The organism is Micromonospora sp. NPDC048063 (assembly GCF_043202855.1).
Taxonomy (GTDB): Bacteria; Actinomycetota; Actinomycetes; order Mycobacteriales; family Micromonosporaceae; genus Micromonospora.
This window is the reverse complement of the sequence record NZ_JBIDBG010000003.1, coordinates 566,781-587,823: the sequence shown is the minus strand read 5'-3', so window position 1 is coordinate 587,823 and position 21,043 is coordinate 566,781. Positions and strand designations below refer to the sequence as shown.

The window sequence follows — 21,043 nt, the reverse complement described above, 5'->3', positions numbered from 1 at the left end:
CCCGGGCCTACTTCGACGCCTTGTCCAGCGCGGCGGTCGCCTCCTGCTGGGCGCGGGCCAGCGCCTGCGCCGGCTGCGCCTGGCCGGAGAGCACCCGGTTGACGGCGTCCGTCCAGGCCTTGTCGAACTCGGCGCCGGCGGGCGAGGCGGGCATGGCGAACGCGCTGTCCTGCACCGAGCGGATGGTGGCCACCGCGTCGTCGAACCGCTTGTTGCCGGTGGGCTGGTACAGCTCGTCGAAGATCCGCTTGTCGGCGGCGACGTTGCCCGTGTAGACGCCGGTGAACGGCTGGCCCGCGGCCTTGCGCGCGTCGGCGCGGGCCTTGGCCGCGGCGACCCAGGTGTCGGTGGCGGTCACCGTCTTGGCGAAGGCGCACGCCGCGTCCGGGTTCCTGGCTCCCTTGGGGATCACCCAGGCCTGCCCGGAGGACAGGGTGACGGGCTTGCCCTGCCGATCGACGAAGGGCTTGACCACCAGCTCGGCCTTCGGGCTGTTCTTGGCGGCCTGGTTGAGGAACCACTCCTCCATCGGCCACGCGACGATCTGGTTCTTGGCCAGGGGGTTCTGCGCGCCGAAGAAGTCGAAGGTGTCCCGGAAGGACTTGAACTTCCCCCAGCCACCCTGGTCCTGGATCAGCCTGACGCCGGTGTTGAGCGCCTCGACCACCCTGGGGTCGTCGAGGTTCGCCTTCGTCCCGTCGGCGGAGAGCAGGTCGGCCCCGTTGGCCTTGGCCCACATGGGCAGGAACTCGGGGATCTTCGGGTCGAGGCCGATGCGGGAGAGCCGGCCCCCGGAGACGGTGGCCAGCTTGGCGTTGAGCGCCGACAGCCCCGCCCAGTTCGCGAGATCGACGTCGTCGGCGGTCAGGCCCGCCTGCCGCAGCAGCGCCTCGTTGAGGTAGACCACCCGGACCATGGAGAACTCAGGGATGCCGTAGACGGTGCCGTCGAGGGTGACCTGTTCCCTGGCGGCGGGCCGGTACTGCCCCATGTCGATGTCCTGCTTCTCGACGCAGTCCGTCAGCGACTGGATGGAGCCGCGCTCGGCGTAGGTGCCGATCAGCTTGCGGTCCATGTAGACCAGGTCCGGCGGGTTGCCGGAGGCGACCGCGGAGAGGAACTGCTGCTCGTCGAAGGCTCCCTCGGTGATCTTCAGGTCGACGTCCGGGTGGTCGCGCGTGAACGCGTCCACGCGCGTCTTGGCGATCTCGTCGGACAGGCCGAAGCCCATCGTGCTCAGGGCACCCTTGGTGGCCGTGCCGCCGCCATCGCCCCCGTCGCCACCGCCGACGCCTCCGCAGCCGCTGAGCGCCAGGGCGAACACCCCGACGAGCGCAGCCGCCCGCACCATCCGTGTCATGACAGTTCCTCCCGAGAGCCGGCGGGCGGCAGTGCCCGCGCCAGCGCACCTTCTCCGATCCTCGGGATCTTCAAACGTCACCGGAGGAACTGGCGTCCGGGGGAGGGCCGGCGCCAGCCGCCGGTGTGGTCAGGAGGACTGCGGGGTGAGCAGGTAGTCGTCGGCCTCCTGGCTCCACCGCAGGTCGACGATGCCGCTGGTGGCTGCCGCCTTGCAGAACTGGAGGAAGCTGCGGTAGCCGAGCTTCTTCTCGCTGAAGTCGGGCCGCGCCCGGCGGAGCTGGTTCTTCAGGCCGGACAGCGCCACCGCCCCCTCGTCGCCGGCCAGGTCGGACACCACCGAGCGGAGCAGCCCGAACGCCACCTCCCGGTCGCCGTGCTCGGGCAGGGACACCTCGGGGTCGCCCTTGGCGGGGCCCTCCCCCAGCTCGACGACGTTGTGCTGGGCGAGGTGTCGCAGCAGCTCGCCGAAGGTGCGGAAGCCGTAGTCGGACTCGCTGAACGTCGGGTCCTTCCTGAGCAGGGTCCGCTTCAGCGTCGAGGCGGTCACCTCGCCGCTGGAGCTGCCCTGCAGGCCGGCCACGGTCTGCGCCACCAGCACGGCGAGCGTGTCGACGTCGCGGGCGGCCTCCTCGCTTACCGGCTGCGGCTCGGGCTCCCGCTCCGGCTCGGCCTGCTGCGCCTCCGGGCCGGGCAGCCGCGCCGGGCGGGCGCGCCGGCCCCGCGCCGGGGGAACGTCGACGCCCTCCAGACGGTCGTAGTAGAGGAACTCGTCGCACGCGGGCGGCAGCAGCGCCGAGGTCGACTTCTCCACGCCGACCCCGATGACGCGCTTGTTCAGCTCGCGCAGCTTGTGCACGAGGGGCGTGAAGTCGCTGTCGCCGGTGCAGATCACGAACGTCGAGATGTAGCCGCGCTCGAAGGCCAGCTCCACCGCGTCGACGGCCATCTTGATGTCGGCGGCGTTCTTGCGGGAGGCACCCATGCGCTGGGGTATCTCGATGAGTTCGACGTGGGACCGGGTGAGCATCCGGCGGTCCTCGTCGAAGTACGACCAGTCGGCGTACGCCCGGCGCACCACCACCCGGCCGCGCTCGGCGAGGGCGTCGGCGATGGGGCGCAGGTCGAAGGCCGCGCCGCCGAGGTGGTCGCGCGCCCCCAGCGCGAGGTTCTCGTAGTCGAGGAACAGGGCGATGCGGTCCTCTTGATCCACGCGGACCACCCTACGCCGCCGACGGTCCGACGGCCGGCGACGTGGCGGACCGCGCCGCGATTCTCCTGCCGGCGGGCCGTCCCGGCGGGGCCGCCGGTGTGCTCTCCGTCGGGCTGCTGGTCGTCGGGGCGCCTCCCTCAGCTGCCCAGTCGCTGGCGCGCGAGGAACTTGGGCACGACCATCCGCCAGGCCTCCGTCACCAGCTCCGTCATGTGGTCGCGGTCGAGCCGGTCAAGGTGACAGCACACCCAGTTGAAGCGCAGGTCGGCCGCGTCGGGCAGGAAGAACAGCTCCGGGTCGCCGGCGACGAGCCCGGCACGTTCCTCCTTCGGGTACGCGAACCCCATCGTCGTCTCGTCCCGGGAGAACGCGACGTAGACGAGGGCACCGACGCGGAACTTCACGCGGTCCCGGATGAGGTGCTCGGTGGTCCGTGGCAGGGTCAGTGCCAGTGCGCGGACGTCGGCGACGGTGACCATGCCCCGACGGTAGTGGCCGGCCGGGCCGAGGGAGACCCGGCGCCGCCGACGGCTCGCGCCCGAAATGTTGCGCTCCCGCTCTCCCGGCGTTCACGCCCGCACCGATAGCATCGCTGTCCATGAATACGATGAGCAGTACCCGCTCGCGGCCCAGAAGGCTCGCGACGGCGTTCGCGCTGGCCGCCGTGCTGGTGGCGCCCGTGGTGGTGACGACGGCGGTGGCCTCGGCCGCCACCACCCTGACCGTGGCCCAGGCGCTCGCCACACAGGACGGTCGGACGGCGACCGTGACCGGCTACGTGATCGGCCAACCGACCAGCAACACGACCGTGCTGAGGTCGGGTTTCACGTCCGACACCGCGATCGCGATCGCCGACACGGCGGCCGAGACCAGCCCGAGCAGGATGCTCTACGTCCAGGTCACCGCCGCGTACCGGAGCACCTTCGGGCTGCTCACCAACCCCGGCCTGCGGGGCCAGCGCGTCACCGCCACCGGCACGCTGACCGCCTACTTCAGCCACGGCGGCCTGAAGGACCCGACGGCGATGACCCTCGGCGACGGTGGCGGCACGCCTTCGCCGACCCAGTCGCCGACGCCGGGCCCCACCCAGTCGCCGACTCCGGGCCCGTCCCCGACCTCGCCCGGCGGCGGGTACGACTCCACCTACTACGCCAGCGCGATCGGCAAGACCGGCCCGGCGCTGCGCAGCTCGCTGCACTCGATCATCAAGGTGCACACCAAGCTCTCCTACGACCAGGTGTGGGAGGCGCTGCGGGACACCGACCAGGACCCGGCGAACGCCAACAACGTTATCCTGCTCTACACCGGCCGGTCACAGAGCAAGACCAGCAACGGCGGCGACCCCGACGACTGGAACCGCGAGCACGTCTGGGCCAAGTCGCACGGCGACTTCGGCACCGCGACCGGCCCCGGGACCGACGTCCACCACCTGCGGCCGACCGACGTCTCGGTCAACTCCACGCGGGGCAACAAGGACTTCGACAACGGCGGCAGCCCCGTCGCCGAGGCGCCCGGCTGCTACACGGACGCCGACTCGTGGGAGCCGCGCAACGCGGTGAAGGGCGACGTGGCCCGCATGATCATGTACATGGCGATCCGGTACGAGGGCACCGACGGCTGGCCCAACCTGGAGATGAACCAGTCGGTCAACAACGGCACCGCCCCGTACCACGGCCGGATGTCGGTGCTGCTGCAGTGGAACCAGCTCGACCCGCCGGACGCCTTCGAGAAGCGCCGCAACCAGCGGATCTACGAGCGCTGGCAGGGCAACCGGAACCCGTTCGTCGACCATCCGGAGTGGGCGACGGCCATCTGGGGCTGACCCGACACCGCGGCCGGTCCCCTAACCGGGGGGCCGGCCGCCCGCGCGTTCGCCGTGGTGGTGGCGTGCCGGGCCGTGGCCGTCCTCCCGGTCGATGCGCAGCTCCCGTTCCAGCTCGACGATGACCGCCCGCAGGTCGTCCAGCCGCTGGGTCAGTGCGATCCGGTCCACCTCGTCCGGCACGCCGTCGCCGTCCTCGTCGTAGTCGGGCGACAACCGCTCGGTCATCTCCAGCCGACGGGCCTCCTCCATCGAGTTCACGATGACGGCGATCAGGATGTTCAGCAGCAGGTTCACCGTGATCATCACGTAGCTGACGTAGTAGAGCAGCGTCCACGGCGACACCGCCATGCCCTGCGCGATGAGGTCCGGCAGGGTCTCCAGCGACAACAACACGAACAGGGTCAGCAGGGAACGACCGATGTCGCCGTACTGCTCCGGATAGCGCTCCCCGAAGATCAGCCAGCCGGCCATGCCGTAGACGTAGAGGGTCACGGCGGCCAGCGCGAGGAAGCCGGCGACGCCGGGGATGCTGCGCCACAGAGCCGCCACGATCGTGCGCAGCCCCGGCGAGAACCGCACCAGCCGCAGCACCCGGGCGACCCGTACGAAGCGCAGCAGCGCCGAGTCGCCGTGCAGGCCGGGGATGAAGATCGCCGCCGTCACCAGGAAGTCGAAGACGTTCCAGCCGTGCCGGAAGAAGTCCTGCGGCCGGCGGCCGTACGCCAGCACCCGGATGGCGATCTCGGCGACGAAGACCAGCCGGAACAGCCACTCGCACCAGCGCAGGGCCCGTCCCGCGGCGCCGAGGTCCGGGTACGTCTCGAGGCCGAGCACCACCCCGTTCGCCATGATGACCACGACGATGAGCACCTCGAACGGCCGCGACCGGGCGATCCGGGCGCACCGTTCCGCCACGCCCGGCCGGCCCCCGGGCGCAGCCGCCGACCCGCCACCCCGCTGGGTGGGCACCGACGGGCGGCTCACCGCCCCCACACCCCCGTGCCGCTCCGGGCGGCCGCGGACGGGTCGTCGGGCAGGAGCGGGGTAGGCATGCGGACAGCGTAAAGGCGAGCCCGGGACGCGATTTTCGCGCCGCGTTCAGGCGCTCGCGTAGCAGCGCAACCCGTCGGCGTCGGCCCGGGTCAGGCGCCCCTGCGCGACCAGCAGCTCGAGGTGCGCCGCGGTCTCGGTGACGGCGAGCATCCGGTTGAACACGTCCAGGTCGCCCAGCTCGCGTTCCCGCCTGGTCCAGCGCAGCCGCGACGCGACTTCGTACGCCGACTGCGCGCCACGGGCGACGGCGACCTCCGTCTCGTCGAGCCGCGCGCCGTGGTGCGCGACCAGCTCGTCGACGCGTGCGTGCACGCTCGGGGTCACCGGCCCGTGCGCCGGGAGCAGCCGCGCGTCGGGCCGCTGCCGCACCAGCGCGAGCGAGCCGAGGAAGTCGCCGAGGGGGTTCGCGGAGAGCACGGGCTCGAACCCGATCGACGGCGTGATGGTGGGCAGCACGTGGTCGCCGGCGAACAGCAGCCGCGACCCGGTGTCGTGGAAGACGACGTGACCGCGGGTGTGCCCCGGGGTCTCGACGACGTGCAGGGTGCGGTCGCCGTGCCGGACCTCGTCGCCGCCGCGGAACCAGTCGTCCGGCAGCTCCCAGTCCTCTTCGGGGACGCGCCCCCGGGTGATCCTCGCCAGGGTGTCGGCCAGCTCGCCCGCGCCGAGCTGCCGTAGGCGGTCGAGCTGCTCGGCGAGCGGGTCCCGCTCCGGCGACATGGTGACCTCGAGGCTGGGGCGCTCGCCGGCACCGAGGCTCACGCGCATGCCGAACTCGCGGCGCAGGTGCACGGCCTGCGTGTAGTGGTCCCGGTGCATGTGCGTCACGAGGAAGCGGCGGACGTCCTTGACCGTCGAGTCCAGCTCCTCCAGCGCCGCGTCGAGGGCGGCCCGCGCCCCGGCGACCGCCCACCCCGAGTCGACCAGCACCAGACCGTCGTCGTGGCGCAGGACGTACACGTTCACCGCCCGCAGGCCGTCATCGGGCAGCGGCAGCGGCACGCGCCAGACCCCGGGGGCGACCTCGAACGTGCCGGGCGTGGTCCAGTCGTCGGGGCTGCCGTCGTCCGAGGTCATGGCCCCGACCATAGTTCCCGTCCGGGCCGGTCCGGGTCCGGGTCCGGCGGGTGCGCCGGTGGGCGTCAGCGCGGCCGGGCGTACGCCAACGGCAGCGGAGTCGGCTGGCCCGCCCAGGCGCCGGTCAGCGTGGCGCCCTCCGGCCGGCTTCCGCCGTCGAGGCGACGCACGACGACCAGGTCGACGGCGTCCGTGACGATGAGCGTCGGGTCGTCCGGCACCACCTGCCGCAGCGCGCCCACGGCCGGGGCGTCGGCACCGGAGGTGCCACCGCCGGTGATGGTCATGCTGGGCTCGCGGCGCTCCAGCCGGCCGTCGATCTCGATGAACTCCTCCGCCTGACCAGTGCCGGCGAGCACGGCGCCCGCGAGCGCCGCGGCGTAGACGGGGTCGCCGCAGGCGTCGTAGACCCAGCGGCGGCCGAGCACCGAGTGCTCCGTGGTGCCGACCAGCCACTCGTCGCCGCCGTCCAGCGGAGCGCCCCGGTACGTGAGCGGGACCTGGTGGATCGGCCCGTCGCCGGCCCGGACGAGCATCGTCTCGATGCCGACCTCGCCAGCCGGGTCGTCGAACCGGTAGGCCGCCACGCGGACGACGTCGGCGTCGTCGGGCCCCTGGTACCACGGCCGGCCGGGCAGCCACGCCGCCAGGAGTTCCAGTTTCGACGGGTGCAGTTCCGCCCGGTGCAGCAGCGCCATACGCCGAATCGTAGAGGCATCCTCGCGATCCGCGCTCACCGCCGCCGGGACGTCTCCGCTCCCCGGGACTTCTCCGCTCCCCGGGCCGACCGGCGAGACAGAGGCCGGACCGCGCCACCCGCCTCCGGGTGACACCCGCCCCGCTGGCGGCCGACGCCGCCCAGCCGGGTGCGGGGTGTGCCCGCGGCGCGCTGTCGAGCTGCCCCGTCCATGAGACCGGACCAGCTCGCCGAGTCGGCCCTACGTCCGCCCACCCGCCCGGCCTTGTGCAGAGTCGAAGCCGCCGGTCCCAGGCAGTCGACGACCGGTGCGCTGGGCCTCGTGGTGACTGGTGCCCCACCCGGTGGGGCAGGTCGACAGTGGTCGGAACGGGTGGTGCCGGCGGCGTGGCTGTCGCCCCGCCGGGACAGGTCGGACCGAGGCCCGGCCCGGCTACCCCTCGACCGTGACGTCGACCGGGCCGACGCGCAGGACACCGTCGTTCAGGGGCGTGCAGCGGACGCCGCCCCGGCCGCGCAGCGCCTTCCACGCGCCGGGCCCGACGGTGACGTCCATCCAGGCGCAGGGGTGTGCCGGCCGGTTGACCCGCAGCCTGACCGGGCCCTCCCCCGAGTCCAGGGTCAACACCGACCCGACCAGTTCGTCCACGGCGATGCCGGCGGTGAGGACGTTCCGCCGGACCTGCACCAGGTCGACACCGGGCGGCAACGACTCCAGCGCGATCACGGTGACGCTCGCCTCCCGGTGCGCAGGCCTGCCGAAGTACCGGTCGCCGACGATGCCCAGGCCCGCCCGGATCCGGACCTCCTCGACCAGCTCGCCGGGCGGCGCCGGCGCCGGGCCGTCCGCAGGGCGGCCCACGTAGCGGTGCACCGGCGAGGCCAGCAACTGCACGATCCGCGGCATGACCGGAGTCTACGAAGCGGTCACCGAGCGCGAACCCCCCGTTGGCCGGGTCAGGACTCCCCGGGGAAGCGGCTCGACCGTTCGCCGAGGGCCGCGCCGGCAGCCGGGCACGGAGGGCCTGGACGGACCAGTCGAGCACCGGCGCCAGGCTGTCGGCCGCCCGGTGTGACGTGGGCGGGCGCGGCGCTCCGGCACGACCAGTTCCCGGCGACGCCGTCACCCGTGGTCGTACACCGTCACGGCGATGTCTCGCGCACAGAGGGTGCGCTCGATGACGGGTTCCATCCGGTTCCAGGTACCGCCGGCGAGCCCGCAACCGATCCGGGGCATGTGCACCGACGCCCCCAACGCCTGCGCCTGGTCGGCGAGCGACGTCAGGCAGCGTTCGACGGCGTCGTAGCGAATGGGCGGGCCGCCGCTGCCGGTCCTGATGCCGCGCTGGCCGACCATGTTCGCCACCCACACGTCCGGCGTGACCCGCACCAGGCGGGTCGCGCCGAGGGCGAAGTCGTTGCTCGCACGGTGCCGGTGCCAGTCGCGGTAGTCGCGTTCGGGCTGGGGCCAGCGACGGGAGATCGCCACCACGAAGCCCCTGCCCCAGCCGCCGAGGTCGTTGCAGATGTGCGCGATCACCTTCGGGCCCTTGGCCTGGGGGCTGGTCGCATCACCCTTGATGATCCTCAACGGTGTCACGCCGGCCAGCATGCCAGCCGCGTACGACGCTCCGGCAGCAAATTACCGCACCGGCACAGCGGCTACCGTTGCCCGGGGGCGCAGTTGTTGCTCGTACGCCTGACCGTGTATTCGGTGTCGTCGTGGGTGATGCCGGACGGCTCGCCGTCGAAGTGGCTCTCGACCTTCTCCCAGCCCCGGCGCTGCTCGTAGTGCAGGTGCGGCGCGCCCGAGTTGCCGGTGCTGCCGAGCCGCCCGATCTGCTCACCCTGGGCGACCCGCTGACCCTCCCGCACCAGGGGCGGTTCGAGCAGGTGCAGGTACTGCGTCTCCCACCTGCCGCCGTGGTCGATCTTCACCCAGTAACCGCCGCCGCGACCGCGCGGACCGTTCGGGTTGTCGGGGGTGCGGCCGCCCAGCGACCCGTTGATCCCGGCCACGGTGACCGTGCCGGCGTAGGACGCGAGCACCGGTCGCCCCCACGCCTCGCCGTCGGTGGGGAACAGGTCGACGTCGTAGTCGTCGTGGCCGGGATAGGTGCCGAGCTGCCAGGTCTCGCCGCAGGCGACGGGGAGCTGGAAGAGCGGGCGCGGACCGGGCGGCCGCAGCAACGGCACGACGACCACGGCGAGGACGACGACGATGGCGGCGACGGCAGCGACCGCGCCGAGCAGGATGGCCCGGCGGGCGGTACGGCTCCGGACGCGGCGGCGGCTGCCCTTGCGGCTGCGGCTGCGGGGACTGGTCGGGTGGCCGGTGGTCACCGTCCAGAGCATGGCAGACGCCGGCAAGACGCGGGCGCGGAGCCCGGCCGGGTCAGCGGGTCCGGTAGGTGAGGGCCTTGACCCGACGGAGGACGAGGACGGTGTCCGCGCCGTCTACCCGCCCTCGGCGTGGCGACTACTTTTCCGGCCGCCGGCCGTCTATTCAGTGACCACTGCGAAAGGAGCCCTCATGGCCAAGCTGCTGTACTCGGCGACGGCGTCGCTCGACGGCTACATCGCCGGCCCGGGCGGCGACATGTCCTGGCTGACTGCTTACCTTGCCGGCGGGAACCCGACGGCGGAGCGCCTGCTGGCCGACGTCGGCGCGATCCTGGCCGGCAACCGCACCTTCGGCGGCGACGACCCGAACCGCGGCACCGACAGCGAGGGCGCGTTCGGCGGCCAGTACCACGGGCCGGTGTTCGTGCTCACCCACCGGCCGCCGGCCGCACCACACCCGGGCGTCACGTTCGTCGGTGACCTGCACAGCGCTGTCGCGCAGGCCAGGGAGGCCGCCGGCGACAAGTACGTGAACATCCTCGGCGCGAACGTCGCCCAGCAGTGCATCGAGGCCGGGCTGCTCGACGAGGTCCTGATGTTCTTCGCCCCGGTGCTGCTCGGCGACGGGGTACGCATGTTCGACCACCCGGGCGGCACCGAGGTGCGGTTGGCGCCGATTCCCGGCGAGACCGCGCACTGGTACAGCGTCGTCTACTGAGCGGTGGTGTGGCCCCTACAGCCACTCGTCGTTTCCCTGAATCGGGCAACGGTCACCGGATGTTCACGGATATCGATCTGGACGATCACTTTCATCTCTGTCTATATGAGAACGGCAACCACCTGCTCTCACCCGGACGGAGCACCATGACCCGCACCCTGCGCGCAACGGCCGTCAGCCTCGCCGCGATCCTGGCCGCCACCCTCGGCGTCGCCCAGCCCGCCTGGGCCGCCAGCTACTCGGCCTCGCTCACCACCGCCGTCGCCGATCTCCCCGTCGCCACCGAGGTACGCACCGGCTACAGCCGCGACCTGTTCCGCCACTGGATCGACGCCGACGGGGACGGCTGCCACACCCGCAACGAGGTTCTCATCGCCGAGGCCACCACCAGGCCGAGCATCAGCGGCACCTGCACCCTGTCCGGTGGCCGCTGGTACTCCTACTACGACGACGCCTACTGGACCCTCACCAGCGACCTCGACATCGACCACATGGTCGCCCTCGCCGAAGCCTGGGACTCCGGAGCCCGCAACTGGACGTCCAGCCGCCGCCAGGCCTTCGCCAACGACCTGGGCGACAGCCGGGCCCTGCTCGCCGTCACCGACAACGTCAACCAGGCCAAGGGGGACCAGGACCCCGCCACCTGGATGCCGCCCTACCCCTCCGCCCGCTGCCGCTACATCAACGAGTGGGTCGCGGTGAAGATCCGCTGGCGGCTCACCGTCGACAGCGCCGAGAAGAGCGCCCTGACCGACTGGGCCAACAACTGCCCCAACGTCACCATCTCCGGCACCTACGCCTACTGACAGCGCGACCCACCCGGCCGGTCCGCCGTCCTCCGGGCCGGCCGGGCAGGCCGTTGGCGTACGGACGGTGGCGATGGCTCAGCGTGCGGCGCGCACGATCTCCCGCGCCGCCCGGGCGCGCTTCTCGTCGTACGGCCGGCCCAGGGCACGCGCGAACTCGATGGTCCGGTCGAGCAGCGCCAGCGCCTCGTCACAGCGACCCGCCGCGCGGCACGTCTCGGCATAGGTGTGCAGGAAGTCGATCTCCATCTGCACCTCGGCCAGCGGCTCCAGCAGCTCGAGGGCCCGCTGGTGGTGTTCGAGCGCCCTCTCGGGTGAACCCATGACCCGCAGCGCGACACCGAGATAGTTGTGGCACCACGCCTGGTTGTGTTGAAGATTGTTCTGCTCGGACAGCCGTAACGCGTCGTGCAGCGTTCGCAGCGACTCCGTCGGATCGTCGGGTGCCAGTGCGACACCGAGGGTGACCAGCCCGGTGATCTGTGCGGGCCCGTCCGCCAGGGCGACGGATGCCCGGGCGAGTTCGACGGCTTCATGGTGCCGCCCGAGGTAAAGTGTCACCCATCCGTCGAAGGCCAACGCCTGGGACTGCCCGGCACGGCGCCCGATCTTCTCGAACAGCTCGCGTGCCCGCCGGAAGTGCGCCTGTGCCGCTTCGAGTTCACCGAGATCCCGGAGCACGAGGCCGGTGCGCAGCGCCAGGGCAGCCGCGATGTCGTCGTCCGGCCCTGACTGCTCCGCCAGCTCATAGGCGGAGAGCGCCTCGGTGAGGCGGCCGGCGGCGGCACAGGCGTAGCCGAGGTCCGCGAGCAGCGAAGCCCGCTGCTGGTCGCGGCCGAGACGTGCCGCGGCGGCTGCGGCCGCTTCGAGCAGGCGCGCCTGGTCGTCGGTTCCGCGGTGCCGGAAGAACCACACCCGCATGGCCTGCGGCAGTTCGGCCACCACCTCGTCCACGCCGAGCCGCACGGCGGCGTCGAAGCAGGCCACCAGGTTGACGTACTCGAGGTCGAACCAGGCCATGGCCTCCGCCGGATCTCCCGGCGAGGGCTCCTTGCGGTACGGCGAGGGCAGCGTCTGATCGTGGGCGACCGCCTGCGCCAGATAGTGCTTGAGGACCCGGCGCAGGGCGGCGTCGGCCTGTGGCTCCTCCTCGGCGGCGATGTCCGCCGCGTACTGCCGGATCAGGTCGTGCATCCGGTACCGCCCGGGCGACGGCTCCTGGACCAGGTGGGCGTCGACCAGCTCCTCCAGCGCCGCGCCGATCCGGCCGGGCGGCAGGTCGGTGAGCGCGCCCACCACCGCCGCGTCGAAGTCGGCGCCCGGCAGGACGCCCAGCAGCCGGAACACGCGGCGCTGGACGGCGTCGAGCTGCCGGAGCGACATGCCGAACACCGAGTCGAAGCGGTTGGCGGTGTCGCGCAGCCGCTCGGCCAGCACCGCCACCGTCCAGCCCGGGCGGTGGCGAAGCCGGGCGCCCGCCATCCGTAGCGCCAGGGGGAGCCCGCCGCACTGCCGCAGCACCTGGCTGACCGCTTCCTCTTCGGAGAGCGCGAGCCCGGCCGCCCGGCCGAACAGGTGAGCCGCGTCGTCGTTGGCCAGCGGCTCCAGGGACACCGGCGGCACCCCGTCCAGGCTGACCAGCCGGTGGCGGCTGGTGACCAGGACCGCGGACTTCCCCGCGCCGGGCAGCAGCGGGCGCACCTGCTCCGCGTCGACCGCGTTGTCGAGCACGACGAGAGCCCGCCGGCGGGACAGCTCCGACCGCCAGAGCGCCGCGCGTTCGGTGGCGCCGGCCGGGGGGTGCGTCACGTCCAACGCGCCCAGCAGCCGGCCCAGCGCGGCCTGCGGCTCCAGCGGCTCCTGGCCCGGAGTGAAGCCGTGCAGGTCGAGGTAGAGCCCGCCGTCCGGATACGTCGGGGCGAGCCGATGGGCCACGTGCACGGCCAGGCTGGTCTTGCCCACGCCCGCCATGCCGTCGATCGCGACCGCGCCGGTAGTGCACAGCAGCTCCTCGACCAGCGCGGACTCCGCTTCCCGGCCGGTGAAGTCGAACAGGTCGGCCGGCAGATCGTTGCGGCGCGGGGCGGGCGCCGCGCCGCCCCTGGCCGCCTCGGCCCACACCGCGCGCAGTGGCCGGGGGTCGCGGCCCACCACCCGGCACAGCGCCACGACGGCCTCCCACGGCGGCACGAGCTGACCGGTCAGGTACCGCGACAGCGACGAGCTGCTCAGACCAGCCTGGCGGGCGAGAGCGCGCAGGCTGAGCCCGCTCAGCTCCTTGAGCCGGGCGAGCTGAGCCACCAGTCGCTCCTGGGGGCTGGACACGCGCAACACCGTACCGTCCCGGACCACGGACCCGGATCGGCGATGCGTTTGCGCTGCTGGACCACGTTCTCCGTGTCCCACGGTGTCCCACGGACCGCGCGGGATCCGGCGCGCCGGTGGTCGGATGGCTCCTGTCAGAGACACCCACGACGAAGGAGAAGCGATGTCGACCGAGCGCATGCCGAACCCGGCGGTTCTGGTCCCCGAGGCGATGGAGGCCCTGATGGCGGTCAACAGAGCCATCGCGGGCGCCGGGGTCGACGGCAAGCTGCTGGCGCTGAGCCACCTGCGGGCCAGCCAGATCAACGGCTGCGGCCCGTGTGTGGCCGGGGGCGTCCACCAGGCCCGCCAGCACGGCGCGAGCGCGGACCAGGTGCACGCCGTCGCCGCGTGGCGGGAGACGCCCTGGTTCAGCGACGAGGAGCGCGCCGCGCTGGCCCTGACCGAGGCCGTGACCCGGCTCGCCGACCAGCCGGACCCGGTGCCGGACCAGGTGTGGGACGTGGCCGCCACGCACTTCGACCAGAAGGAGTTGGCCGCGCTGCTGCTCAACATCGCGATCACCAACGCCTTCAACCGGCTCAACGCGCCGACCCGCCAGCAGGCGGGCACCTGGTGACCTTGTTGCTGATCAAGGCCGAAGAGACCGGTCAACGCTGAACCAACCGGTGGAAGTCGGCCCCGGAGAGGGCTCCACCGACCAGTACCCCCGAAGCCCACACGTCACCGAGAGGACGTTGTCATGTCGACCACGACGAAGACCCCCATCGCGAACGGCGAGAAGTACGACGGTTTCACCGACGAGGAGCGCGGCGCGATGAAGGAGCGCGCCAAGGAGCTGAAGAAGGGCGCTCGGCGGGGCGCCAAGGCCGACACGGAAAGCGAGGTGCTCGCGAAGATCGCCGAGATGTCGGAGTCCGACCGCGTGATCGCCGAGCGCCTGCACACCCTGATCAAGGCCAACGCGCCGGTCCTCACGTCCAAGCTGTGGTACGGGATGCCCGCGTACGCCCGCGACGGCAAGGTGGTCTGCTTCTTCCAGAGCGCGGCGAAGTTCAAGACGCGGTACGCGGTGCTCGGCTTCAGTGACGATGCAAACCTCGACGAGGGCGTCATGTGGCCGACCTACTTCGCGCTGACCGAGCTGACCGCCGACGTCGAGGCCAGGATCGGCGCGCTCGTGAAGCAGGCGGTGAGCTGAGCAGCGGGCTCTCCACGACCCACCGAGGCCGTCGCCGGCACCCGATCCGCACGCCGCCTGTTCCGGTCACAGCGTGCGCGGTCATCGGTGCCGGCGACGCCACGTCGTCTCCTCAGCCTCCAGTTCCCGCTGTTCGGCAAGCCTGGATGTGCGTACGCGCCGACGGAGCTGCCTGGTGCGGATGCTCTGCGCGACGATCAGGGCGGTGGCGACCAGCACCAGGAGGGTCAGTGCGGCGATGGCGGACAGCCGGTCCGCCACCGGAATCAGCGCCGTCAGGAGCATGATCCTGGCCACCTGGAACCAGTCGGACCGGCGGACGGCGCGGCGCTCGAAGCCCTGCACCGCCAGGAGGTAGAGGATGACTCCGCCGTACAGGACGTAGACCTCGGCTCCGCTGAGCACATCCTCGAAACTGGGCACCGTGGGCTCGGCGATGTTGGTGAGGACCCGCTTGAGCCCGAGGGCGAACAGGATGATCCCGGCGATCATCGGCAGGTGCAGGTAGGTGTAGGCGTCCCGGGCGAGCGCGGCCCGCGTGCGGCCCCGGGCGCCGTGCAGCATGTGTTCGGCGGCGATGGCGCGGACGTCGAAGTAGACCCACCAGAGCGCCGAGATCAGGACGATGCCGAGCGCGGAGGCGAGAATGATGGGCCAGGTGGGCGGCCATCCCACCGCGAGGTTGGAAGCTGTCCCGAGGGAGATGACCGACTCGCCGAGCGCGATCAGGACGATCTGGGCATGACGTTCCGCCCAGTGCCCGGCTGAGACGATGGTCAGGCCCTCGGTCCGGACGACCGCGCTGACGGTGTACTCGACGGCGATGGCCAGCAGCCACAGGCCGGCCCGGGCGCCGAACTCGGCGGTGCCGGTGAAGAGCCGCTGCGGCACGAGTGCGGCGACGAGCAGCAGCGCCGTGCTGACCAGCGCTGGCGCGACGAGCCCCGACCACCGGCGGCGCAACTGCCGGTCGCCACGCACGGTGTGCCAGAGGGCCAGCACCTGGAGCGCCCGTAGCAGGAAATAGCAGGTGGCGAAGACCAGGTCTCCCGGCAGCCCGTGCGGCGCGTCCGAGAAGGCGTCCGGGATCGTCACCGCCAGCACGAAGACGACGATCATGGTCGCGAACCCGACCAGGGGCATGACACCCTGGTCGACGCGTACGACGTTGCCCAACGCGACGAAGGTGGTCCAGGCGAACCAGAGCAGGGCCAGGATCAGAAGGCTCTTCACCAACGCGGTCGGGGTGAGGTATTTGGCGTTCGTCGCCGTCACGTTGAGAAAGGCGAAGACGAAGACCAGGTCGTAGAAGAGTTCCAGCGGGGTCACCTTGCTCCCCGGCGCGGCCGGCTCCAGCCGCCGCCTTCCTGAACGCTCCCCGTCGCTGCTCATCCTTGGGAGTCTTGCAGCCGGGCCGGGGCCGAGCTGCGGTTATGACAGGTCGACCCCGCTGCTGTACGACAGCAGAAAGGCCCCTCCCGTTTCCGGGAATCCTGGGATCGAACCAGTGATCCCCTCGGTGTGAACTCTCGGCGAGACGGTCGGAGCGGGCTCGATACGAGGTCGTCTGGCCTGCTGGGGCTCGTCCTGGTCCGGTTCGGCTGGCACGGTTGCTGTACTTCGCTGCTGTACTGCTGGCATCAGACGAGGCGCTGGATGCGCACCTTGGGCTGCTCGTTTTTCAGGTGGCCCTGCTTGTGCTGGCGGACCTGCTCGTCCCAGACCTCTTGGTCGTAGTCCGGGTCGGGCGGGATCCACTTGTGGGAGCCGTCGCTGTAGTGGAACTTCTCGTCGCCGGGACGCAGGATGCTCACCGCAGCCAGCCGAGGAACCGGTAGTGCAGGTGGCCGGCGGGGACGTGGGCCAGGTCCTGGGCGGCGTCGACGAACTGGGCAGCCAGATAGAGGGCCAGCGACACCGGGGCGCGGTCGTACTCGGCTCGCAGCTCCCGTCGGCGGGTCGGGCAGGGCCACTCTCCCGCACAGCCGCCGCAGGACCAAGCCGGCTTGATCGGATGGTGAGTAGTCATCGCGGCCCGTCCTGGCTGGGCCAGTGACCGCGGTTGATAGGGATGCGGTGGCGGCTTCGGCACGGCAGGGTCGCGCCGCAGCGGCAGACGTGTCGCCAGTGCCGCCACGACCACACGGGTCGGTGCCGACGGGCGAGGGTTAGCGCTGCCGCCAGGACGTACTCGTCGTACGAGACCCGCTTCATCGGCTCGCCACAACGACTGGGGCCGGGAGCCGTCGAGTTGGGCAGACGGAAGGGAGCACTGCCGCCTCCTTGTGCCGCAGGTGTCCGGGGGCGTGGATGCCCGATCGCGGGGGATGCGCCGGACATCCACGCCGGCGAGGACGACCCACAGCGCCAACCGGGGGAATCGACCTCCTCGGCAACCTCCCATAGGTACCGTTGGGTAGTCAAGGGCTGACGTAGGTGGTCTACTCGTGTTGCCAACCGAGGGGAACACCGTGCCACCGCGTTACCGCTACGAGCAGATCGCCGACGACCTCGCCGAACGCATCGCGACCGGCGAGTTTCCGCCGGGCTCCAAGCTGCCCAGTCGCCGCGAGTTGATCGAGCACTACGGCGTTACAGAGCCCGTGATCGACCGCGCAATGCAGGTCCTACGGATCAAAGGCATGACAGAGACGCTGCCCGGCGTAGGGGTCTTCGTTGCCGAGTAGGCCCTCCCTACGTCAGACGGCAGTCGGGACCCCTCGCTTGTAAGTTCTAGGCGCTTCGTCCGGCGGGGTTCATCCGCGTCCGCGACCTCTGACGGCTGTCCGCGCCCGGCGGCCGGCGGCCGTCCGTGTCGAGGGCCGTTGCTGTCACCGTTGCTGTCGACAGCCGGTCAGGGTGGGAGAGTGAGCGCATGGGGCTGAACAAGGAGATCGCAGCGCAGCTCGCGGAGGCGCGCCTGGCGGAATGGCGACGCAGGGGCTATGACGAGTGGCGCGCAATGCTCGACGACAAGGACATGCGCCTGGTCGTGGGCGAGGACGGCAAGCGGTACACCGTGGTCAGCTACGCCATTGACGACGGCGACGGCCGGGTCCGAATGTCAGTCGCCGTGGACGATGGCGGCTCGTCGGCGTTGGTACCGCTCGTGCGGGACGAAATCATGAGACCGGACGACACCTTCATTACGTGACCCCTTCGTCCCTAAGGAACCACCGGCCGTCGTCGAGCTGCGTCAACAGCAGGACGAGCTGCCCCAATGATCCACCGGAGTCCATGGACGTCCGGCGCTGCCCGGGCCCGTCGTCACCCAGTTGGTCACCCAGCCCAAGCCTCCTTGACCCCAGGCACGCGCGGGGCTCGTACGGCTCTAGGATCCTCTCTTCGGCAGGTATACGCCTCCGGAGTCCTCGAAGGCGGATTCACCATGATCCCTGATCCGACTGACGTAAGCCGCCGCCTGGATATGGCGCTGTCGGGTGTGGCCGCCACCTTCCAGGGCATGACGGCCCACCGGCAGGAGTCCAACTGCGAGTGCCACTGGGGCAGCGCGGAGGAACTGGCACTGCTCAAGACCCCGGACGTGCCGCTTGACGACGACCTGCTCCGCCGCACCTACTGGACCACAGGCTGGCACTACCCCGGGCCACTGCTGCGCCGGATCCTGCCCCAACTGACCCAGGGCCTCGTGGCGGGCCGAGTAGAGCCAATGGCCGGGATGGAGAGCCTCGGACGGTTGTTCACCGCCGGCCGATGGCAGGAGTGGCCCACCGGACAACGGGACGCCCTGCGGGAATTCCTGGACGCCTGGTGGCTGCACGTCCTGGTCGAGCCCGATGCAAAGGTGCCCGCCCATGAGGCCCTGACGCTTCTCGCCGAGATCACCACGAAGCTCACCCCGTGGTTGACCGTCTGGGCAGAGCTGCTGGCCGACACGGTGGCGCGGCGGCGGCTGGTCACGGCCGTAGACGAGTGGATGTACGACCTGCTGGGCGACACGCTCCCTTGGTCGAGTTGGCACAACGAGGACACGTGGTGCCCCGCGCTGTCGCTGTGGGTGCTACGACAGGCGCCGGCCGCACTGCGGGAGCACGACGCGTCGACCGAGTTACACGACCACATGCGGCTGCTTGGCCTACCGTACGCCGATCGGTGGGACCGATAGCCTCGGCCGGCGTCCCTGGGTGGGTCCAAACCCACCGCTGGCCTTGCCATCCCGTCTGCCGCCGACCCGCCCTCCTGGGGAGCGGGCCGCCGCCCGGTCCGCCACGTCAAGCGGGCCTTGACGCACGGACGGACGCTGGCGGGCCGGGCGGTGGTCTGCTCGGCTCGCCCGGGTCGTCGGCTGGCGGGATGGCCCTGCGCAACCACCCACGGACCGCAAGGCGCGGACGGAGCCCAGGCCATCCTGGAGTCGTTGCGCCCCCGCCGGAGGCGCAGTGACCGCGACCCGACCACCGGCGCGACTCGCCGCGCGGACCGGCGTGCCCTTCCCTGCGCCGCGTCGCTCGGGCGCGGCGCGGCCGGCTGCCGGCGACGAACCTTCATCATTTCCCGAGCTACCCCGTCTGCGGCGGCCCCCGGGCTCCCCCGCTCTCCGCGCCAGCCGCCGGGCGTGTTGCGTGGCCGGCGTGGAGCGACAGCGGAGCGTCGGACGCGCGCCCTGGCGGCGGCGCGTGCGGCCCGTTGCGGGCCGCCTTGATAGACGTACAGAAAGTCCTCCCAGACCGCCGGCAGCCGACCTGTCGCAGTCCCTCTGTTGCGTTACATGTTGGCTCCGCTTGATGGGTTACATGATCCCCGGCTCGCTGGCTACGGGCTGTGTGGCGTGCGACCGCCAGATTCCGAACCCTGGCGGTCGCACCCTGGAAGCTTCCCGACTATATCGATCATCTGCATATTGCGGCTGTGACCATGAGGGAACCCACCTTCTTGATCCTGGCAGCGCTGGCCGGGCCTCCCCTGCACGGCTATGGCGTGATGCGGCAGGTGGCGGAGCTGTCCGGCGGCCGGGTGAAGCTGAGCGCCGGCACCTTGTACGCGGCATTGGACCGGTTGACCGCTGAGGGGCTGATCGCGGTTGATCGTGAGGATGCGGTCGACGGTCGGGTGCGGCGCTACTACCGGCTCACGGAACGCGGGGGTGCTGCCCTGCGGCAGGAGGCTGCCCGGTTACGTCGTAACTCCGAGGTTGCTGTGGAGCGTCTGGCCGGGTGGGCACCGCTGCCAGGTCTGCTTCCCTCTTGATACGCCTCGTCCAGTCGTTTCACGAACCGGTAAGGAAGTCGGATGTCAGAACAGAGCGACCGGGCGAGGCTCGCATGCCGTTACCGCAGGTTGTTGCTGACCTACCCGCGGTCCTACCGGCGCCGACACGGTGCCGAGTTGGTGACCACCTTGCTGGACGCCGCTCCGGCCGACCGGGTCCGGCCGAGCCGTGCGGAGGTCGTGGACCTGCTCACCGGTGGAATCCGCTTCCGGTTCCGGGTGTGGGGAGCGGCCGGGGTTCTTGCCGCGATCTCCGCCGCCACGTTCGCGGCAGTGGCCCTGGGCGCGTTCGGCAGCTATCTGGGCTGGCAGACCGCGCCACCCCTGCCGAGCAACGCCGAGGTGCTGCAGATGGTCCAGCCGGTCTTGCCGCCAGAGGCGGCGGCGCAGCCACAGCGCTGGGACTTCATCTTCGACAACAACCCGGAGTACAGCGATCCCCGATGGACCTACGTGGTGGGCGGCACCGACGAGTATCGGGCGGGGAAGGTCTTCTTCCAGTTCACCTACCCCCACAACAAATCCCCGCAGCAGGTCGTAGCGGCAGCGGACGAACGGATGCGGGCGGCTGGATGGCTTCCGGCGGCGAAGCAGACGTCCGGTTGCTGCCCTGAGACTGCGCTTCACCGGGACGGGTGGCTGGTGGAGGTCTTCTCAGAGGGCTACCTCGACGAGTCCCACTACGGGCTGCAAATCGCCGTCGGCCGCACCACACCCGCCGTCGTACTGCCGTTGACCACAGCCGGTCTACTTGCCGGCGGTCTTGCAGGCTGGCTGCTGGCGGCATGGGTGTTCCGGCGCTTCCAGGAATCCACCCCGACGCGGCGAACTCTCACTGTCGTCGTCTGCGGCGCAGGTCTCCTCGCCCTCTTTCCCGCCACGGCACTGAGCGCCGTGACCCTGGTTGCCAGCTACTTCACACCCGATCATCCGGCAGAACCTGCGTGGGTCGGGTACACGTTCATCCTCTTCCGGCCGCTGGCCTACCTCGGTGCGGCTGCCCTCGTCGGCGGGCTACCAGTAACCGCGTTGCCTTCCCCCACTCGTCGAGGCCCACTGATCAACTGACCCAGCCAGGCTGGCCGCAGCAGTCGCTTGCTGCCAGACGGAAACCACACGCCGGGTCTGCTGCACCGACCGACGATCATGGACCGCTGACTTGTTGCTGACGGACGACGCTGAGCCGGCACCGCAGGC

General features: G+C 71.2%; 22 protein-coding genes and 1 pseudogene. 10 read left to right on the top strand and 13 right to left on the bottom strand.

What is annotated here, in order from left to right; genetic code table 11:
- Positions 1-7: 7 nt before the first annotated feature.
- The 3 genes from ACGFZ2_RS11095 to ACGFZ2_RS11085 form a co-directional block, all read right to left on the bottom strand.
- Positions 8-1,360 carry an extracellular solute-binding protein gene (locus ACGFZ2_RS11095; RefSeq protein WP_393452316.1) on the bottom strand — a complete coding sequence of 451 codons (1,353 nt, stop codon included), beginning with the start codon at positions 1,358-1,360 and terminating at the stop codon, positions 8-10.
- 129 nt (positions 1,361-1,489) lie between these two features.
- Positions 1,490-2,572, bottom strand: a complete 1,083-nt coding sequence (locus tag ACGFZ2_RS11090; protein WP_393452314.1) for an NYN domain-containing protein — start codon at positions 2,570-2,572, stop codon at positions 1,490-1,492.
- Between the two features lie 137 nt (positions 2,573-2,709).
- On the bottom strand, positions 2,710-3,051 hold the full coding sequence (locus ACGFZ2_RS11085; protein ID WP_393452311.1) for an MmcQ/YjbR family DNA-binding protein: 342 nt from the start codon (positions 3,049-3,051) through the stop codon (positions 2,710-2,712).
- A gap of 128 nt (positions 3,052-3,179) precedes the next feature.
- Between ACGFZ2_RS11085 and ACGFZ2_RS11080 the strand changes: the two genes are divergently transcribed.
- Entirely contained in the window at positions 3,180-4,394 is a 1,215-nt protein-coding gene (locus ACGFZ2_RS11080; protein ID WP_393452308.1) for an endonuclease, read from the top strand.
- Positions 4,395-4,415: 21 nt separating this feature from the next.
- Here the strand turns inward: ACGFZ2_RS11080 and ACGFZ2_RS11075 are convergent, their stop codons facing one another.
- The 6 genes from ACGFZ2_RS11075 to ACGFZ2_RS11050 all read right to left on the bottom strand — a co-directional run bounded on the left by ACGFZ2_RS11075 (position 4,416) and on the right by ACGFZ2_RS11050 (position 9,567).
- Positions 4,416-5,381: an ion transporter gene (locus ACGFZ2_RS11075; RefSeq protein ID WP_393452305.1), complete on the bottom strand. Its 966-nt coding sequence runs from the start codon at positions 5,379-5,381 to the stop codon at positions 4,416-4,418.
- Between the two features lie 114 nt (positions 5,382-5,495).
- Positions 5,496-6,527, bottom strand: a complete 1,032-nt coding sequence (locus ACGFZ2_RS11070) for an MBL fold metallo-hydrolase (RefSeq protein ID WP_393452302.1) — start codon at positions 6,525-6,527, stop codon at positions 5,496-5,498.
- 65 nt (positions 6,528-6,592) lie between these two features.
- Complete coding sequence (locus ACGFZ2_RS11065) at positions 6,593-7,225, bottom strand: hypothetical protein (RefSeq protein ID WP_393267723.1); 633 nt, start codon at positions 7,223-7,225, stop codon at positions 6,593-6,595.
- Positions 7,226-7,657: 432 nt separating this feature from the next.
- The gene (locus tag ACGFZ2_RS11060) at positions 7,658-8,131 is read right to left on the bottom strand and encodes a molybdenum cofactor biosysynthesis protein (protein WP_393267726.1); all 474 of its coding nucleotides are present in this window, start codon (positions 8,129-8,131) and stop codon (positions 7,658-7,660) included.
- A gap of 216 nt (positions 8,132-8,347) precedes the next feature.
- Positions 8,348-8,824, bottom strand: a complete 477-nt coding sequence (locus tag ACGFZ2_RS11055) for a macro domain-containing protein (RefSeq protein ID WP_393267729.1) — start codon at positions 8,822-8,824, stop codon at positions 8,348-8,350.
- Positions 8,825-8,886: 62 nt separating this feature from the next.
- On the bottom strand, positions 8,887-9,567 hold the full coding sequence (locus ACGFZ2_RS11050) for a M23 family metallopeptidase (RefSeq protein ID WP_393452299.1): 681 nt from the start codon (positions 9,565-9,567) through the stop codon (positions 8,887-8,889).
- A 190-nt stretch (positions 9,568-9,757) separates the two neighbouring features.
- Between ACGFZ2_RS11050 and ACGFZ2_RS11045 the strand changes: the two genes are divergently transcribed.
- Both ACGFZ2_RS11045 and ACGFZ2_RS11040 read left to right on the top strand, forming a co-directional pair.
- Positions 9,758-10,285: a dihydrofolate reductase family protein gene (locus tag ACGFZ2_RS11045; RefSeq protein WP_393267735.1), complete on the top strand. Its 528-nt coding sequence runs from the start codon at positions 9,758-9,760 to the stop codon at positions 10,283-10,285.
- A 59-nt stretch (positions 10,286-10,344) separates the two neighbouring features.
- The gene (locus ACGFZ2_RS11040; protein WP_393452296.1) at positions 10,345-11,091 is read left to right on the top strand and encodes an HNH endonuclease family protein; all 747 of its coding nucleotides are present in this window, start codon (positions 10,345-10,347) and stop codon (positions 11,089-11,091) included.
- Between the two features lie 78 nt (positions 11,092-11,169).
- Here ACGFZ2_RS11040 and ACGFZ2_RS11035 read toward each other — a convergent pair whose 3' ends face one another.
- Positions 11,170-13,416 (bottom strand): ATP-binding protein, encoded by a 2,247-nt coding sequence (locus ACGFZ2_RS11035; protein ID WP_393452293.1) that lies wholly within the window; start codon positions 13,414-13,416, stop codon positions 11,170-11,172.
- Between the two features lie 163 nt (positions 13,417-13,579).
- Between ACGFZ2_RS11035 and ACGFZ2_RS11030 the strand changes: the two genes are divergently transcribed.
- Together ACGFZ2_RS11030 and ACGFZ2_RS11025 are read left to right on the top strand one after the other, a co-directional pair.
- Positions 13,580-14,035: a carboxymuconolactone decarboxylase family protein gene (locus ACGFZ2_RS11030; RefSeq protein WP_393452290.1), complete on the top strand. Its 456-nt coding sequence runs from the start codon at positions 13,580-13,582 to the stop codon at positions 14,033-14,035.
- A gap of 123 nt (positions 14,036-14,158) precedes the next feature.
- Positions 14,159-14,617, top strand: a complete 459-nt coding sequence (locus ACGFZ2_RS11025) for an iron chaperone (RefSeq protein ID WP_393452288.1) — start codon at positions 14,159-14,161, stop codon at positions 14,615-14,617.
- A gap of 81 nt (positions 14,618-14,698) precedes the next feature.
- Here ACGFZ2_RS11025 and ACGFZ2_RS11020 read toward each other — a convergent pair whose 3' ends face one another.
- The 3 genes from ACGFZ2_RS11020 to ACGFZ2_RS11010 all read right to left on the bottom strand — a co-directional run bounded on the left by ACGFZ2_RS11020 (position 14,699) and on the right by ACGFZ2_RS11010 (position 16,646).
- Positions 14,699-16,009, bottom strand: a complete 1,311-nt coding sequence (locus ACGFZ2_RS11020; RefSeq protein ID WP_393452286.1) for a low temperature requirement protein A — start codon at positions 16,007-16,009, stop codon at positions 14,699-14,701.
- A 248-nt stretch (positions 16,010-16,257) separates the two neighbouring features.
- Positions 16,258-16,431 carry a hypothetical protein gene (locus ACGFZ2_RS11015; protein WP_393452284.1) on the bottom strand — a complete coding sequence of 58 codons (174 nt, stop codon included), beginning with the start codon at positions 16,429-16,431 and terminating at the stop codon, positions 16,258-16,260.
- The gene (locus ACGFZ2_RS11010) at positions 16,428-16,646 is read right to left on the bottom strand and encodes a flavin reductase (RefSeq protein WP_393452282.1); all 219 of its coding nucleotides are present in this window, start codon (positions 16,644-16,646) and stop codon (positions 16,428-16,430) included. Before ACGFZ2_RS11010 ends, ACGFZ2_RS11015 begins: the two co-directional genes overlap by 4 nt.
- 418 nt (positions 16,647-17,064) lie before the next feature.
- Here ACGFZ2_RS11010 and ACGFZ2_RS11005 point away from each other — a divergent pair, with 418 nt between their 5' ends.
- The 5 genes and pseudogenes from ACGFZ2_RS11005 to ACGFZ2_RS10985 all read left to right on the top strand — a co-directional run bounded on the left by ACGFZ2_RS11005 (position 17,065) and on the right by ACGFZ2_RS10985 (position 20,914).
- Entirely contained in the window at positions 17,065-17,304 is a 240-nt protein-coding gene (locus ACGFZ2_RS11005; protein ID WP_067313483.1) for a GntR family transcriptional regulator, read from the top strand.
- Positions 17,305-17,442: 138 nt separating this feature from the next.
- A pseudogene (locus ACGFZ2_RS11000) lies at positions 17,443-17,771 on the top strand (hypothetical protein).
- Between the two features lie 309 nt (positions 17,772-18,080).
- Positions 18,081-18,743 carry a hypothetical protein gene (locus ACGFZ2_RS10995; RefSeq protein WP_393452279.1) on the top strand — a complete coding sequence of 221 codons (663 nt, stop codon included), beginning with the start codon at positions 18,081-18,083 and terminating at the stop codon, positions 18,741-18,743.
- A 749-nt stretch (positions 18,744-19,492) separates the two neighbouring features.
- Positions 19,493-19,825, top strand: a complete 333-nt coding sequence (locus ACGFZ2_RS10990) for a PadR family transcriptional regulator (protein ID WP_393452584.1) — start codon at positions 19,493-19,495, stop codon at positions 19,823-19,825.
- Between the two features lie 141 nt (positions 19,826-19,966).
- Complete coding sequence (locus ACGFZ2_RS10985) at positions 19,967-20,914, top strand: hypothetical protein (protein WP_393452276.1); 948 nt, start codon at positions 19,967-19,969, stop codon at positions 20,912-20,914.
- Positions 20,915-21,043 lie beyond the last annotated feature (129 nt).